General features: G+C 43.1%; 11 protein-coding genes. 4 read left to right on the top strand and 7 right to left on the bottom strand.

Annotated elements, in window-relative coordinates:
• Nucleotides 1–11 precede the first annotated feature (11 nt).
• From RMX98_RS03645 to RMX98_RS03630, 4 genes are all read right to left on the bottom strand, one after another.
• Nucleotides 12–1,370 (bottom strand): Rieske 2Fe-2S domain-containing protein, encoded by a 1,359-nt coding sequence (locus tag RMX98_RS03645; RefSeq protein WP_322681655.1) that lies wholly within the window; start codon nt 1,368–1,370, stop codon nt 12–14.
• Nucleotides 1,371–2,102: 732 nt separating this feature from the next.
• Nucleotides 2,103–2,717: an ankyrin repeat domain-containing protein gene (locus RMX98_RS03640; RefSeq protein WP_409881052.1), complete on the bottom strand. Its 615-nt coding sequence runs from the start codon at nt 2,715–2,717 to the stop codon at nt 2,103–2,105.
• A 3-nt stretch (nt 2,718–2,720) separates the two neighbouring features.
• On the bottom strand, nt 2,721–4,601 hold the full coding sequence (locus RMX98_RS03635; protein WP_322681657.1) for a DUF4157 domain-containing protein: 1,881 nt from the start codon (nt 4,599–4,601) through the stop codon (nt 2,721–2,723).
• Between the two features lie 100 nt (nt 4,602–4,701).
• Entirely contained in the window at nt 4,702–6,684 is a 1,983-nt protein-coding gene (locus RMX98_RS03630) for an HET-C-related protein (protein ID WP_322681658.1), read from the bottom strand.
• Between the two features lie 180 nt (nt 6,685–6,864).
• Here RMX98_RS03630 and RMX98_RS03625 point away from each other — a divergent pair, with 180 nt between their 5' ends.
• Together RMX98_RS03625 and RMX98_RS03620 are read left to right on the top strand one after the other, a co-directional pair.
• Nucleotides 6,865–7,596, top strand: a complete 732-nt coding sequence (locus RMX98_RS03625; RefSeq protein WP_322681659.1) for a Uma2 family endonuclease — start codon at nt 6,865–6,867, stop codon at nt 7,594–7,596.
• A 41-nt stretch (nt 7,597–7,637) separates the two neighbouring features.
• On the top strand, nt 7,638–8,120 hold the full coding sequence (locus RMX98_RS03620; protein ID WP_322681660.1) for a pentapeptide repeat-containing protein: 483 nt from the start codon (nt 7,638–7,640) through the stop codon (nt 8,118–8,120).
• An 87-nt stretch (nt 8,121–8,207) separates the two neighbouring features.
• On the opposite strand, the gene RMX98_RS03615 is transcribed toward RMX98_RS03620, so the two are convergent.
• Nucleotides 8,208–10,199 carry an ATP-binding protein gene (locus RMX98_RS03615; protein ID WP_322681661.1) on the bottom strand — a complete coding sequence of 664 codons (1,992 nt, stop codon included), beginning with the start codon at nt 10,197–10,199 and terminating at the stop codon, nt 8,208–8,210.
• Nucleotides 10,196–11,467, bottom strand: coding sequence for a DUF4255 domain-containing protein (locus tag RMX98_RS03610; protein WP_322681662.1), 1,272 nt, complete (start codon nt 11,465–11,467; stop codon nt 10,196–10,198). Before RMX98_RS03610 ends, RMX98_RS03615 begins: the two co-directional genes overlap by 4 nt.
• 644 nt (nt 11,468–12,111) lie before the next feature.
• Here RMX98_RS03610 and RMX98_RS03605 point away from each other — a divergent pair.
• Nucleotides 12,112–14,010 (top strand): protein kinase domain-containing protein, encoded by a 1,899-nt coding sequence (locus tag RMX98_RS03605; protein WP_409881051.1) that lies wholly within the window; start codon nt 12,112–12,114, stop codon nt 14,008–14,010.
• 443 nt (nt 14,011–14,453) lie between these two features.
• Nucleotides 14,454–15,302 (top strand): LCCL domain-containing protein, encoded by an 849-nt coding sequence (locus tag RMX98_RS03600; RefSeq protein WP_322681867.1) that lies wholly within the window; start codon nt 14,454–14,456, stop codon nt 15,300–15,302.
• 244 nt (nt 15,303–15,546) lie between these two features.
• On the opposite strand, the gene RMX98_RS03595 is transcribed toward RMX98_RS03600, so the two are convergent.
• Nucleotides 15,547–17,151 (bottom strand): peptide ligase PGM1-related protein, encoded by a 1,605-nt coding sequence (locus RMX98_RS03595; protein ID WP_322681868.1) that lies wholly within the window; start codon nt 17,149–17,151, stop codon nt 15,547–15,549.
• Nucleotides 17,152–17,622: the final 471 nt, after the last annotated feature.

Below are 17,622 nucleotides of genomic sequence, written 5' to 3'. Positions count from 1 at the left end.
AGAACGCCAATTTAGTTATTGCGGCTGTAAAAATGCTCAAATTGGGTTTTGAGTCTCTCAGCGATTACTGCCAAAATAATTAATGCTACAGAAGTAGACACTGCTGCTATTTTTATTCCAGAACTATCTGTAAGTATTGCTATAGCTGCGAAAGCGATCGCAATTCCTACGCAACTTTTTTGTAATTGTTTGGTTGACTGATAAGCTTGGCTACAGGAATTACAAATAAGTGTGTGTTGCGAAAATCGGTCTAAGGGTTTTAACTGTTGACTATCTTCACTGTTATCAATATTCTTTGCAGTGGAATAACCTTGATAAAAAGGCAAAGATGAGCCGTATTTATCCAACCACTTGCGATATGCAACTACTAATATGTCTGATGTTTTGAGCGGTAAATACACTTCTTGTAAATTTTTTCCTAACCGCTCAATTTGCCCCTTTTGTTCAACAACTATTGGCAAATCACCTTCTAAAACTTTGTTGCGGATCATTATATGATCTACCCAAGGTGGCATCAACTTCGTCTTAAAATCAAAAAAGTTACTATAATTTCTGACAAGAACCCGACATCTATTTTTACCGAGGGGAATTGAATACAAGGCTGATCCCCAAAACTTACTTTCATGTTCATTGCCAAGTCTGTAATGAACTAAGCTAGGAGCAACAAAATCTAATAATTGCCAAGGCTGATTGGGTTTTTTTGTCTTTCGATACCTTCCACGAATTCCTTGATGGGAACTCTCAAGGACTTCCATTTCTAGTGGTTGGGCTTCAGTGCGATCGCTAAATATGCCTTCATGACTAATAGGAATATGTGCGGGATCAATAACGTTTTCAATAAAATAGCTTTGGTCATAAGGTAAGTCTCGCATGTAATCTAAGCTAAAACATCCTGGTTTATCCCAATTTGGTACAGTTGGTATTAACTCATCAACAGCCGTTTCAACTTTTCCAGCCCAAATCCAAATAATTCCTTGACGTTCTATAACTTTAAAGGATGGTACACAAGCAGTAACAGGAATTCTTGCCTCTGTTGATAACTGAGGAATATGCAAACATTGACCATCTTGACCAAATTGCCAACCATGATACAAGCACTCTATTCTCCCGTCAATAATTTGTCCATCAGATAGTCTAGCTGCACGGTGAGGACAACAATCTGTTAAACAAATTATCTCTTCGTCTGTATTTTTGAATAAAACAAAAGGTTCATCGTATAACGAAAAGCTATAAGGGCGATTTTTAGGCAAGTCTTGCAGAAAACATACAGGATACCAAGATTCTCTCCAATTAAATTCTGACTGAGATTCAATAGTCTCGAAAGCAGAATTTTTTGGTGTAGCTTCTAATTTTTTTGTTTCTAATATCATAATTTTCTCCAGAGTTATCTCAGTCTATTCCTCAGCAGAAATTATCCCAATTTTGTAGCTGTGGCTGCATTTTTTCTTAGTCTAATTTTCTCTATTGAAATCTTCCAAAATTAACGTTCTCACCTGACCATCACTATATTTAATAGTGAGGCGTTTATACTGAATTTTCTGCAATTACAGTAGTTTTCTTCTACATGAAGTACAAAGTTAGGAGTTTTGAGGCAGGAGGTAGGAAGTATAAACTCTTTATGTCTTATTTTTAGTCCTGGATTTTGTACTTCATGTATTTGAAAACTGCTGTAACTTACTGAAAAGAGTATCTTAAATATTTCTTGTATATGCAATAATTTTTTAGGAATATTTACAACCACCTTCTGTACCAATAATTTTACATTCGGTTATTACTGAGATAAATTTATTTATAAAGAATAAAACAATACTTTGTTGTGAGACGTTCTATATGCAGCAGTTATAACTGGTGAAGACTGGCGTTTTGGAGTTTGCGATCGCGCAGATCGTCAGATGATTCAAGACTAGAAACGCTATCAAGTTCCAGAAAATTTATTTGGGTAGTTGCTGAATCGAGGTATGAATTTGGATGTAGAGACTAGCAATTGCAACGTCTCTACAAGGATTTTGAAATAACGCAAAATTATTTTTTATACCGCAATCAGCAACACCTTTATTTGTTAGGGGTTGATAAATTTGGCTGCGATCGCACAATCACATCTGTCAGCGCATTAGCAGTGCCTCTGCTGCAACCCACACAGCATCGTCTTTTGCTTCGTGCCGTGGCGGCAACCGTCGATATGCAGTAAACTTATCAGCATCAAAAACTTCTGGATCTGCTCCTGCTTGTAAAAGAAGTTCAATCATTTTTAAATCAAGTCGTTTTGCGGCTTGCCCAAGAGCTGTCATTCCACCGCTACCGCCAGCATCATTGATCGTTTTGGTCGCTCCACAACGAAGTAACATTGCTGCTGTGTTGTAGTCCCCTTGTTCAACGCACCAGCGTAATGGTGAGTCACCCTCGCTACCAACAACGTTTGGATCTGCACCAGCAGCCAGCAACAAGCGAACAGCTTCTATTTGCCCACGGAAAAGTGCCATCAGCAGTGGTGTAGAATCATGGTCAGCATCCCAAGTATCAACGGATGCATGATGGCGAAGTAACAAAACTAAGGGTTCGATCTCACCACCATCTTCAAGTTGCTCAATTGCTTCATGTAGCGGTGTCCATCGGGGAAATTCTGGGCGAAGACTGTTTGGATCGGCTCCGTGTGCCAGTAATTCTGCGATGTAGTCTAGATTTTGATTTTCGATCGCTTGAAACAGATCCATTAACATAATTCAAAGATTTGCCATTGGATGACCGGGCGCACAGTTGACCTTTTCGAGATCCAAGCAATGTTGAAGTCCACTTTTAAGTTGTTCGATAACATCCTTATGAGCTTGATCGGGTTGACCACCAAAACACTTATCCTGGATATTTTCTCTGAGACGCATACATTCCTGCACTGCCTGAATGCGTTGACGAATCTCTGAGCAAGGTCGCCGCGCTAGCTTCTTGGGACTTACTTTGCTAGGGCTACAGCTTTCACCCCCAATCCTATCGCAAAAAGCGTGCATCTCTTGTTGCAATGTATCAAGCATTGAATCCTCACACGTCTGGTTTGGATAACGTCGAGGTATAGGCACTGGCACTGGCACTGGCAGAGGTTGTGGAACTGGTTTAGCTTCCGGTTCTGGATTTGCTGGGGTATCAGAAGAGATGGCAATTCCAACGCCAATAATGACTACAGCAGCAACAGCAATACCTAATCCGATAGCCCAACCAGGAGGGCCTGTTGCTACTTCGACGGGTGCAGCTTCGGCATCTGCCACCAGTAATCCAGTTCCCAAGGCAATGAGTTCTTCACCTCCTGCGAAGCGATTAATCTTCGCCTCTGGAGAACGTTGGCTGACTGCAACTGTGCCAGAAGTTACTGCTTTGGCAACTTGGTCTGCTTCGATTTCTGTGGCATTCTGCTGTGAACTAGTTGTCAGAGATTTGGTGGCAATACCGACCGGCGATCGCTGTATGCTGGCAGTCGAACTTGGCTGCAAAGAAGACCCAGAAGCAGTTTGGACACGATTCGATGCCACTGTCTGCGCTGTTTGCATAGCAGACGGGGTAAACGCTGCTAGAACCCGTTGCTTCAAGGCTTCGTCATCGCTGCGGGCTGCTGCTCGTAGTTGCTGTAAACCATTAGACAAAGTGTCCAAATGCTGCTGACCTTCTTTTTGCAAAGGCGGATTGTCGGTATCGGTACTTGCTTCTATTTGTTTGTCCGAATGAGTATGCAGTTTTTCTAAACGGGCAATCAAATCTAGAAGTTTTGCGGTGGTGTTGGAGGACTGTGATGTATCACCATTAGAAGAAGTATCAGGTAAGATTTCCTCGTTTTCTTTTCTGCTAACTCGATCTTCTTCCTCACAGGTAGTGCATTTTCTTTCTAAAGCTCCTGTTTGCTGCACTACATGAGTCAATTCATGGGCAGTCAATTCATTATTACCTGGCGACTTTCCGGCCCCAAAGTAAACATCATTACCATGTGTAAACGCCTGTGCGCCCAACTCCTGGTTCATCTGCACTGCTTCAGCACCCGTATGCACCCGCACCTGACTAAAATCATAACCAAACCGGGGTTCCATAAAGGAGCGCACGTCACTTGGTAAAGTGCTACCGCCACCTTTACTGCTATTCAACCGACTTTCAATATTATCCCCAGCCTGCATGTCATTGGTATAACGTTGCAGCGATCGCTTAGTTTGCAGTTTTTCTGGTTCTGGCTCACAGGCTGCACATTTTCGCTGCAAAGAATCTTCTATAGGCTCTACGCTAGTAACCATTCGCATCACCTGATTAGCCACCCGATCTGCTTCTTGCTCATAGCGATCATTCGGTTCGCCAACTGTGAGTTTTGTCTGGAGACGACGTAAGGATATGCGACTAATGTCGTGAGTCTGGGGCTTTTCTTTGATGACTTCTGGTTCCAATAATTGCTCTTGGGGAGACTGGACTTCTTGAAGGTCTGGTGCTACCTCAGTTACTGTTTGGGGCGGGATGGTATTGATTTGTGAACCAAAGCCGCGTATTGGATTCGCCAGTGTGGGAATACTTGGGGAGGCAAGGGACGGATTCGTAAAAGTTGATGTGGCTGATTTCTTGTACCCAATTCGCTCGCTCATCTCACCTTCACCTCAGGCAGATTCTTGACACTAATTATACAGTTTGTTGAGTGGCGTAGTTTACCGCCGCAGGCATCGCTATCGACTTAAGTAGAAATTATTACTTTTGGGCACCATCAGCAGTGGTAATGCCAGCCGCCACTGCTTGTTTCTCGATAATGGGTCGCCACCACCCATCACCATCTAAAGCGCAGACATATTTATCAACTTGGTTCGTAACTCCCTCTGTGCCGACAGGCTCATCTGAGGGAAGATTCGCTTTATTCTGTGCCCATGCGGCCTTCATGGCAACACCAATTCCTCTCACTGCCTCTACAGCCAGCGACGCAGAAGCATCAAAAAGCGGATGGTCAGGAGCATCTTTGGCAAGTTCTGAGTGAGTAGGGCCAGTTAACCCTTTAGCTTTTGCCTCCTTAGCAGACTCCGCTATTTTCTTCTCGGCAGATGCATCTAATAGTTTTTGTCCTAATTTACTCTGCGCCATAGCGACAACTGTGGTCAGACCCACTGCAATTTGTGGGAAGAGTGTCAGCAAGGTGGCTACTGTCCCGGTCGTAATTACGACCATACCGCCTTTAATCGTAAAGCCGGCTGCCTTAATAATCGCTTCGGCATCCTGTTCGCCCATTTCTTCACCCGCAGCCTCGCCTGTTCTCGCACCGGATACCCCACCGGATACACCGCCAACTACACCACCAACTTGTTCGCCAATTTCTTCTCCTACAACTTCGCCAAGGCTACCAAAAAGCCCACCGATTTTACGACCTGCTGCCCCACCTGTTCTCGCACCGCTAGCAGCACCTTTAACCGCTCCTTCTACACCACCCACCACTGCACCTATCCCACCTTCGACAGTACGGAGAATCGGCTTAATTCCCATCTTCTCGCCTAGCTTGTTGGCAAGAACATCGGCTGTAATTCCTGCCTTCATCATCAAGCCTTTCACCAAGGCTACAGTCAAAGCCCCACTCTCTAATTCGGTTTTGAGTAATTCAATTTGGCTGACCATGTTATTAGCACCTGGGGCATAAGTGCCGCTAACAATTTGGGGTAGTCCTTTTTTGTCTAATCCACCTACCGTTGCTGTACCTGTACCTAAAGTTGTTTTGGACATTTTAGCCATTAAGGGCTTATATTTAGCTGGGTTTTCCTTTGCCAGTACCCAGATGGCTGCCTCAGTAAAGTTGGTGTGGGAAAAATAATCTTCTACAGCGTGTAAAGCGCTGCTCATCTCCTCCCGCCCTTCTGGAGTCTCACCTTTTTTGATTGCTTCTACCAACTTTCTCTTAGCCATAAACTTGCTACGCTCGATATAAGCTGGCAGATGATTCTTGGCAGCAGCAGCTTTGATGTCGGCATAGGCTGCATCGGCAGCTTCTTGGTCTTTCTTTTGGGAGTCGGACAGCTGCTTTTTATTTTCATTACGAGCATCAACATCCTTTGTGGTGGTTGCTGAAGTAGGGTCTTCGACGGTGTTACCTCCGTCGGGATTATCCATGTGTTCTGAAGGAACATAAGTCCCCAATTTACTCTGGTCGATTGGCTTGCCAAATTCACCCATTCCCAGCAGTTCGACCAGGGGAAACATATCTGGGCCGAGTTGTGATAAATCGCGCATCCAGTTCCCCAGATAAGCGTCTGCGGCTTCATCGGCGGTAAAACCAGCTAATAGCAAGCCTTTTTTCTCAATCGAGCCATGTCCTGATTCACCAGCCTGATAGCGCTGAATGATTTTGCGGCTTGCTAGAGCATCTCCCGTTTGCTGTACCAAAGGAGTCAATACATCCTTTGCAGGTTGGTACTTGTCTAGTTTTGCTTGGGGACGACGCAAGGATATGCGGCTAATGTCGTGACTAAGGGGCTTTTCCTTGAGCGTTTCTGGTTCTGATAGTTGCTCATCAGCAGACTGAGCCTCTTGAAGGTCTGACGTTAGTTGAGTTGTTGTTTGGGACGGGGCAGTATTGACTTCTGAACCAAAGCCGCGGATTGGATTTGCTAGTTTTGCAATACTTAGCGAGGCAAGGGACGGATTTGTAAAACTTGATGCGGCTGATTTCTGGCGTTGAACGGTGCGATCGCTCATCTCACCTAACCTGAAGCAGATTTGTGAAGCTAATTATACACTTCGTCTAGTGGCGATCGCTATCGACTTAAGTAGAAATTATTCTAATCCTAGAAAGCAGGAATGAAAAATGGGGCGATCGCTTTTGCAGGTGAATGAATTGGGTTAAGTTAGATTTATCTTGTCAAACGAGAAATTATTATGTCTTCTGCTCAAGATTTAGGAATAATTTTAGAAGACACACCAGAAGATATTATATTTCCTCCTGGTGATTTATACAGTGATGAACCACCTTTGGAAACAGAACTTCACTTGCGGCAAATACTGCTGTTGATTCAGTGTTTGGAATGGTTATGGCAGGAGCGTCAAGATTTCTACGCTTGCGGTAACATGACGATTTATTACAGTCCGCGTCAACGCAAGTCTGAGCAATTTAGAGGCCCTGACTTCTTTGTAGTTTTAAATACCCAACGCAAAATACGCAAAAGCTGGGTAGTTTGGGAAGAAGATGGCAAATACCCAAATGTGATTGTAGAAATTCTTTCTGATAAAACTGCTGCTACTGATAGAGGGTTGAAAAAGGAAATCTATCAAGATATTTGGCGGACTCCTGATTATTTTTGGTTTGACCCAGTAAGTTTAGAATTTAAAGGGTTTCACTTATTAGATGGTCGTTATCAAGAACTGCAAGCAAATGAAGCAGGTTGGTTATGGAGTCAGCAATTGCAGTTATATTTGGGAGTTTATCAATCGAAGTTGCGCTTTTTCACTCCCGATGGACAACTCACGCCCACGCCAGAAGAAGTAGCACACCAAGAACAGCAACAGCGTCAACAAGCCGAACAGCAACGCGAACAAGCCGAACAGCAACTTGCCCAAATGGAGTCTATGCTTGCTCGCTATCGGGAAAGATTTGGTGAATTACCAGAGTAATACCAATTCAAAATTCAAAATTCAAAATTCAAAAGTAAATTATGGATGGAGAAGAATTGAGAAGAAGATATGCTGCTGGGGAAAGAGATTTTAGCGGTCTCAATCTCAGTGGTATTAATATCAGCGGCTCCGAACCAATGGAAGATGTTTTTATTAATATTGACTTGAGTGGAATCAATTTGAGTGGAGCCAACTTGACTGATACTATCTTGGCTGGTGCTGATCTTACTGATGCCAATTTGAGTAATGCCGACCTGACTGGTGCCGACTTGGGCCAGTGCAAATTGATTCGTGCTAATTTGAGTGGAGCCAATTTGACTAAAGCTTGTCTGGATGTTGTTGAGTTCATGGATACTGATATGAGTGGTGCTGAATTGCGATCCGCTTCTATCACCCAAACTCAACTGGGTAACACCAATATGAGTGGTGCCAAGCATGTGAGTAATGTTGACTGGACTGGTACTCGCGTCAGAGGTCTTGTTTTGGAGGATGGAAGTGTCCTCAACGACGATCACGACTGGTGAGACTGTTGTTGGTTGAGAATCCGCCAACAGAGATGCATTCAATCCTAAATTTTGAAAATCAGTAATATCTATTTCAAAATTGTAAAATCACATCCAGCCGCCAACTTCTGCATCAGTCAAGGGTTTCTCTAACTTACTGTATTCTGTCTGAGCAGCCCGCAATACGTGTTTCATCTGCACTGGTTCCCCAGCATCGGCAGCGAGGAAAGCGGCATTTAAAGCTATGTTACGGATATTACCCCCAGCAACATTGAGCCGTGCTAATTGCAGAGCATCTAAGTCTGCGGTTGGGGTTTCGGCTGGAAAGACGCGTCGCCAAATCTCGGCTCGTTGCATTGTATCAGGGAAGGGGAACTGCACTACAAAGCGAATCCGCCGCAGAAAGGCTGTATCAATTGCACTCTTTAAGTTCGTAGTCAGGACTGCTAAACCTGGGTAGCTTTCCATGCGTTGCAATAGGTAGCTAACTTCTATATTCGCATAGCGATCGCGGGCATCTTTAACTTCACTTCGTTTACCAAATAAAGCATCAGCTTCATCAAATAACAAAATCACCCCGCCTTGTTCTGCGGCATCAAATACTCGGCGCAAATTCTTCTCTGTCTCGCCAATATATTTGCTGACTACTGATGATAGGTCAATCCGATAGAGGTCGAGGCGCAATTTCTGTGCCAGCACTTCTGCACCTAAAGTTTTACCAGTACCGCTACTACCTGCAAATAGAGCGCTAATTCCTAATCCCCTAGCGCTCTTGCCCCCAAAACCCCAATTATTATATACAGTACTACGTTGACGCACATGAGCCGCAATTTCTCGGAGAATTTGTTTCTGTGCCTCTGGTAATACTAAATCCTCCCAATCACCAGATGGCTCAATTCTTTGGGCGAGTTCATCTAAGCGCGGACGTGCTTGCACGCGGCAGGCATCCCATAAAATGCTAGTGATATCATCGGTTTCTGGTGTTTGTGCTAACTGTCCTACCGCCTCTGCACAAGCAGCGCGAATTGTTGCAGCACTTAAGTTAAACTGATCCACTAGGGTTTTAACTTGCCCGTTCATTTGCGGTGCAATTGCACCGAGTGCATCCTGCCAAACTGCACCTTGTTCTTTACTAGTTGGTTGATCTACGTCAAAATTTACTACTAGGCGTTGTGATAAGCCGATCCGTTCCCGACTGGTGACTATTAAAAAGCCCTTGCTGCGTTCGATGAAACGAGCGATCGCATTCAGTCGCGCTGTATCATTAGTATCCAGTTCGTTGCAATCTATTAGCAACGCACAGTTACTTAAAATCGTCTCACGAGTCCATAGGCGAATCAGATTATCCAACTCGTTAGGTGCTAAGGGAATCACTTGTGCAGGCATTACCCACAGATTTAAACCATGAAGTTGACAAATTGCGGCGGCAACGGCGTGTTTGCTAACAGTTTCTTTACTACATAACTGGACAATTGGCAAGCTATTGACTTTGTAAGCTTGCGACCAAATTGCTGCTACTCGCTCTGCTAAATTTTGGTGGGAGGGTACTAAATCACTAACCTCTTGTAATGGTTCAATGATGCCAGCTAGCCGTTCGTCAAGATATTGGATACCCGTCAAATAATGTAAAATTCGTTCGTCAATTCTTAGGGGACTGAGGGTCAGGGCATGACCATCACCAATTTGAATCAACCGCCAATGACGTAAGGGAGCATTTGGAGCGATCGCATCCCAGTGGACATCAGGTAAAGCTGCCAAAGCTAAACTTAAGGTTGGGTAAGCTCGTTGTGAATCATTGTGGATTATAGTACATAATTTGGAAAAATCTCCATTCAATTCCATACCTGCACACAAGAGCAACAAATTACGTTCAAAAGATGAGAGGCTAAACATTTTGCATACTCTCTCTAATGCCGATGGTGCAGGCATAGCAGCAGCAGCTTCTTGTAAAGCTAGTAAATTCCCTTGGTTTTTCTCTTGAGGTTGATTTTGCTCTTTTGCCGTGTGATTTTCTAAAATACCTCGCACCACGGCTAAGGCTGCTGATAGATAGCGGTAGTTTGCCTCATCCCAATTGCGATTAATCGTTGTAGCATTCATAAAATATTCACCTGTGGCGAATCATCAGCTCCAGACTGATTTTTGTGTAGTGGACTTTGAGCGCCATCTACCCGCACCCGGACAATATAAGTTCCTGGCTTGACATTTTTGACCGGAATCGCGATCGCATCAGTGTCTTGGGTACGTGGCGCAACCAAGAAAGAGTAAGCTACCGGACTATCACTTGATACCTGATTGAGTAGCAAAACTACTCGCTGCGCCTTACCAACTTTGGGCCGGAATTTAACGGTAATTTCTGCTGTGCGTAAATTGTCGCCGCTATTTTCCACTTGAGCGACGAATGCTGTAATTGTTGGGTGTAAGACAAAAGCCGCCACGTTTGATTCAACTAAATAATCGGTTTGTCCTGTATTGCCCATTGTCAGGTGTACAACTTGGATACCATGCACGCTTGCGTATAAATCTGGTGGGACTAACAGGCTGATTTGGGTTTCTTTTACTTCTTGAGGTACTAGTAATGTATCCGTATTGCCCAAACGAACTCGTGTGATTTCACCGCGTAACCGTTTACCACGAATTACTAATGTTGTGCCTGCAATAATCATTTGATCGGTCTTTGCCGAAGCCATAACTTGCTCTATACTCGGTTGAGACAAGGGCATCATGTATAAACCTTCAGAGTTATTATTGCTACTTTCAATCAATATCATCGATGCGAGATAGGTCGCTGAAGGTCGATAGTGCGTTTGTAAAGCAGACCATAACTTAGAAGTTTCTTCCATGTTAAAAAACTCTGGAGTCAATTTGATCTGCCCAATTTGTTCAGCTAAATCGGATACAGAGACATTTGCTACAGCTTGCGAAAAAGCACTTGAGGTATTGGTTGTAGATGCATTTATCAAAGTGTTTTCAATAATATCAGATGTGATAGCTGGTGTTTTGTGTAATAAATGCATTGCATAGCCCAGTAAAAGCTCCGCCTGAAAATCTTTGGCTCCGTAAGCTGTTAGCAAGTAATGGAGGTCAAGAGCTAATGGTGGAGTTACTGAACGCGGGTTTCCATTAATACCTAAGTGCCTGTTGCGAAATTCTTGAGAGACCCAATCGACATTGCGATTCTGTGTTACTTGATAGAGAAAGAGGTTGAGTTGAGCACGCTCGTCAGCTTCAACTGAAATTCGATCAGGCGGTAGGGCAGTTACAATCACATCACCAACACTAGCAGCGATCGGATCGCTGACTAAACCATTTTCCAGCAAGACTTTTAGTACTGCTGTCACGGCGGCTATAGAGAGCGCATTACTCATCCTCATTCCTCATGGCAATAGCACATATTAATCATGTACGCCAGAGTACATTGACAGAATATATTTTGCAAAACTTTAAATATTCTGTAGTAGAAATTGGGAAATAAGTATAAATTCTGCAATAATGCTTAATTCTTCTCTTTTCTACAAGAGGCTGTACATAGTATTTCGTAGACCTCTTGCAAAAATATATTTTTGCACTCTTAGGGTAAAGGGTAAAGGGAAAGGATTTTGAGTTTCTTTACCCTTTTCCCCTTCACCTTTACCCAGACTTTTGCCAAGAAATTTCGTAGAAAAAGTGGGTCGAGAAGTTAAGCTTTTTGACAGTTTTTGCGTAAGTAGTGGATGTGTGAGAATCTTCCCACCAAATTTTCCCAGTCCAATCACCAATCCCCAATTTCTCGTAGAATCTGGATTAACTTTACATTAAAAACAAATTTTAGCCGTTATAGGTCTTAAATTTTAAACATTTCATCAAATTGATAGCATTAGTTTTATGTTAAGCTGAGTATAATTAGATAAATTACTAGTAGCATATATTACTAATGTTCATCTAAACTTACAAGCAAGTAAAACATTTGTAATACTAGTATTATCTCTGACTAAAGTTAACACTTTAAAGTAACTAAGATGGGTTCCCCCAGATGAAATCCCCACCTTCTTCAAATTCTTGGAATGGTCGCTTAGTAGGTGATAACCAGCGATACCGTTTAGACAGACGGTTAGGCGGGGGTGGCATGGGAGAAGTCTTCCTGGCAACGGATACCCGTGTTGGTCAACAGGTAGCGCTGAAGTTGCTCAAAGATACGCTGGTGGCATCACAAGAAATGAGAAAGCGTTTTGAGCGTGAGGTGGCAGTTTGTGCTGCTTTACAAAGTGACCACATTGTTAAGATTAGTGATTGTGGTGTCACCCCAGAAGGTTTTCCATTTTATGTAATGGAATATTTGCGGGGGCAAACGCTCAGACAATTACTGCTGCGGGAAAAGCGGCTATCTGTTGAGCGGACGGTAAAGATTATGGCGCAAGTTTGCAAGGGTCTACAGCTTGCCCATCAAGGAGTGACTCTGCAACGGGATGGCGGCAAAACCACTGAGCATATTCAGGTAGTTCACCGCGACCTGAAGCCAGATAATATATTTCTAATACCTACAGATTTGGGAGAGTGGGTCAAGGTTTTGGATTTTGGTGTTGCCAAAATTCGTAGTGAATCTTCAGAAAATTCCAATATTACAAATATAACTAGTACATTTATTGGTACCTTTCGTTACGCACCTCCTGAACAAATCCAAAGCGATCAAAACTTGGATGCCAGAGGTGATATTTATAGTTTAGGGATTATCCTTTATGAAATGCTGAGTGCAGCTGACCCTTTTGGAATCAGCATTAAGGGTAGTCATGTTAGTGAGGCTTCTTGGGTATTAGCTCATGCTTATGAGCCACCGAAACCACTGCGCGAGCAACCAGGGTGTGAGCATTTACCTGTACAATTGGAAGCCGTGGTGATGAAATGTCTCCAAAAGAACCCCGCAAACCGATTTGCAACGGTAGAAGAACTGAATCAGGCTTTGCAAGCTGCTGCCAAATTTGCCACAGAATCTAGTGTACCCGGACAAATTACTGGGCGATCGCAACCTTCCAATAGTCAAGGTTCAAATCACGAAACGGTTGCAAGACAATCGAACGACGACACTATTATTCGCCCTCCGTCTGCATACAATCAAGGTTCAAATCACGAAACGGTTGCAAGGCAATCGAACGACGACACCATTATTCGCCCTCCATCTTCATACAATCAGGGTTCAAATCACGAAACCGTTCCCAGACAGTTTAACCCGATTGAGCAAAACCAATCTGAAGAAACCGTTCCTCCCCTGGCGGCTGGATACAATCAAGGTTCAAATCACGAAACCGTTCCCAGACCATTTAACCCGATTGAGCAAAATCAACAGAGTCCTGTGAATAATCCGAATGTCAAGAAACCAGACGTGACATTATATCAACCGCGACCTGGGTCTAATCAAGGTGGGCAGCAAGTGCCACCAGATAAAACGTTATTTCAACCACGACCTGGGTCTAATCAAGGTGGGCAGCAAGTGCCACCAGATAAAACGTTATTTCAACCGCGACCTGGGTCTAATCAAGGCAGGCCACAAGTGCCACCAGATAAGACGTTATTTCAACCGCGACCTGGGTCTAATCAAGGTGGGCAGCAAGTGCCACCAGATAAGACATTATTTCAACCACGACCTGGATCTAATCAAGGCAGACCACAAGTGCCACCAGATGTAACATTGTATCAACCGCGACCTGCGTCTCATCAAGGCAGACCACAAGTGCGAACGGATGACACTATTTACCAACCAAAGCTAGGTGAGCAGCTAACTACGAGAATTACTCCCAATTTTTTGCGAATCCTGGGAGTAGTCTTGGCCATTGGACTGACTTTAGCATTAGTAACCTATATATATACTCAATCGCAATCGCAAAAAGAGCCAAGCAACCAGCAAGGTTTACCTAATAGCGATCGCATTCAGAACTAATCAGCATTCAAGTTGCATAGCGCTCTTCTATAACTCTCACGAGATAAAAATCAGAAACCTTTGTTGTCATTAGTTTTTATCAATCTAGGGGTAGGTTGGGGAGCTAGTGCGTTGGGCGGGTTTCCCGACTTGTACCCCTCCTGTTAAGGAAGCTACGCGCAGCGTCTCCCCCTGAGCATTCGTGAGAGTTTAAGATAAAGTGCCAGTGCAGTTGCTGCCGGATTGAACATTTGAAAAAGCTAGATGAAAACGTAAGCAATGGTTAACGGTATAAATAGCGATTTTATTGAGAAGTTGTTATAAAGCGATTTTGAAGAGAAGGTAATCGCCCCAAGCATCCACATTAACTCATTGTAATATTAGCTGTTGGCTCTGTAATTGCCACCAAAAGATAGAAAAATTTAGTTCTTGGAGTTACTGTGATGAAAAAATCGAGATATCTAATGAAGAGAGTGTTTAGTTCTGGTTTGGTTACACTTAACACTTTACTGATTATAATGCTGCCGAGAGTTTCTCATAGTCAATCAAACCTGGCTCTAAAAGAAATAAGCTGGAATACTAGCGCTTCCTCTCTTAACCTTAGTGGACAAATAGATCGGGTTTTTAAAGTTGTTTGCCCACGTAATGGTCGCATTGGCAAGGTTACAGGAACTGACACATACTCTCTTGATTCTTCAATTTGTACATCTGCTGTTCATGCTGGACTGATTACTATTACAGATGGGGGGCAAGTAACCATAAAAATTCGACCACGTGCAAATGTATATGTAGCAACCAATCGTCATGATGTAAATAGCGGTGGCGGTGGAGTTGCTGGTGGGGATTCATTTATTTTTCTAAATACCGATGGCTCTCCTGTGGCAAATTTGGATTTAAGAGAAATAAGCTGGAATACTAGTGGTTTCTCCCTTGATCTTGGTGGACGATTAGATCAGGATTTTAAATTTGTTTGCCCACGTAATGGTCGCATTGGGACGGTTGTAGGAACTGGCACGTACTCTTTTGGTTCTTCAATTTGTACAGCTGCTGTTCATGCTGGACTGATCACTATTAGAGATGGGGGACAACTAAGCATTAGAATTCGACCACGTGCAGATGTATATGTAGGAACCAACCGTCATGATGTAAATAGCGTTGGCGGTGGAGTTGCTGGCGGGGATTCATTTATTTTTCTAAATACCGATGGCTCTCCTGTAGCAGTTGAGCCTGCGCCAGCCAATATTCCTATTGTTAATCAAACTATTAATAAGGTTAAGCCCAAAGTTTGCTTACCTGTTGTCGGTTGCTTGTGATTTACCGTGTATGGACGGATGTCGTTGAGATTAAACCACAAGATTAAACATCTCCGAAATGCTTGATTTGGTTGGGTTTCACTTTGTTCAACCCAACCTACTAGCGCGACAAGCTTAATTTATTTAGTTGAGTAACTCTGTTAATGATTGGATTTTGGTTTTCGTGAGTTTTTGAAACCCAACATTTTAAGCATGCCGCACTACTACAAATATTTTATTTTTCACAGTAATAAAAGAGCGATAGTTAAGTATGTTCATCCCAAACGACGGGAAAGGAATAGTCTGAAAACGCCGAGAAATCATGATTTTCGCTGCGGGTTTCTTCATCTAGAACTTTCACAACTTTGTTATAAATGTCTTGTGCTTGTTGCGGGGAATCACCGATGCTGGTTAATCCCACCTTGCCAAACTGCGAAAGGCAACCCATAAGATGAAACACTGTACCCGTTTCTGTACCACTGTCGAAGTGCAGTCTGTGGTGAGCGATGATATCCATCAAATCATTAGGTAATAATCCCTGATAGCGCTCTTTTTGCAAATTATCGGTGGCAACGTAGTATTTCGGACGACCTTGTTGACTATAAAATAAACCCGTGGAAAGGTCATAGCGACCGTTCGTTAATAATTTCAGGGTCATGAATGGATGAGTTGTACCGCCTTTACGCAGGTTAATTTCGATCGCCTGAATATCCCACTCTCCGTTACCCTGGTCAACGGCGATAAAATCAACACCAAATCGCTCTAAAGTGCCTTTCTCTGCTAGCTTTCTGCCAACTTGAAGTCCCAATTGCTGTAATTGCAATCGATATCTTTCATCAGCTGGAAAGCGACAACCAAGATAAATCTGACCGTCAGGGCCTCCAAGAATTTGGTCGTGGGTTGAAAGTATTTCCACTTCGCCTTGGGGTGTGATTCGTCCTTGGACGCTGGGCGATCGCTTAATTTCCCCTTCCACAAATGCTTCAGCGATCGCCCCTAATTCAGGCATTTTTCCCAAAAAACTATCCCAAGTTTCTTGTTTTGCTTGAAAGCGCATCGTTGATAAGCGATCGCTAATTGCTGCTATCCTTTCGGCATGAGTACCAGTGTTTGGTGCTAAATTCTCAATCGGTCTGAGATCCAACAATGCATTTCCCTCTCCAGAAATGCCCTCGTTAAGTTTTACTACTACCCGTTTTAATGTTGGTTGGCGTTCCCACAAATCAACGGTAGCTTCTGTCAAATCTGTATGGTTCCAAACTTTTTCGCTGCCATCTGGATGCGGTACTTCGCTTTCCTTGAAGATTTCCCGACTGCCACTTTTTGTCCCCCAAATTTGTAAATCTGGTGCAGCCGCATACAATGGTACACCTAATTTTAAAGACAATTCCCCTTCCCAGTGCGAAGAGTTGTAACAGATCATAAATGATTTGTCTAGCCTCAAAGATTTTTGAATTCGCTCTAGCAAGCGGGGGCGTTCTAAAATCTTTTGGCTTAGAGGCTTAAAAGAGGAATCGTAAGTAGAAAGTAACAGCAAGCGATTGCGAGCATGAGAAAAGGGAATTCCTGGCAACAATTGCAGATAATAATCAATGATACTCGGATGCAGCGGTACTGATGTTACATAAATCAGTCGAGTTCGGGGATTCCGCAACCGAATTAAGGAAAATAGTAATCTTTCTTCATAATGCTCGCAGCCTTCGATCTTTTGGAGTTCTCCCTGGTCAAGACTCAAGGAGGGAATAATTAAAATATCCGCTTCACTATTGTCAAATAGCTCACTTGTTTTCCAGCGATCGCGCAGGGTTAATTGTAAGTGGCGAAACTTTTCAACCTGTTCTAACTCGGAAATATTATCTAGTGTTGCCATAACCCCTGCCCTCTAATGATCTCAATGTAGCGCACCACGGAGCCTTTTGGACGATGCATAGTCGCGGTGTTAGGATTTAGATAGTTTTGCCAGAAATTTAAACAAGTCGGCAAGAAAAAATCAAAATATAGTAACCCGCATCACCTCGACTTTTTAAAGAAGTCAAGTATCTTGTTACTCACTATTTAATTAATATATTTTCAGTCTTAAGGTTGAGCTAATTTCAACTTAATTTACCTCTCCAGAGTGATAAAGTACAGCAACATAATAGCTAATTTGAAAGCAGTTGCAGAATATAAATTATTCTTCAGATTTTTTGTTATCAGGTGTGAGAATAAATCATGTAATTTGCATACATTTGCTAGCAATAAGTAAGTTTGGCAAATATCCAGGATACAAATGCCTAAAATTGCGGCTAGCGAGAGTCAAAGCAAAAAATAAACCTTGGGTTGAATTTTCGATCCAAGGTTT

Origin of the sequence: Nostoc sp. DedQUE02 (assembly GCF_034531035.1) — a bacterium.
Classification (GTDB): domain Bacteria; phylum Cyanobacteriota; class Cyanobacteriia; order Cyanobacteriales; family Nostocaceae; genus Nostoc.
This window is presented reverse-complemented; position numbering and strand designations above follow the sequence as displayed.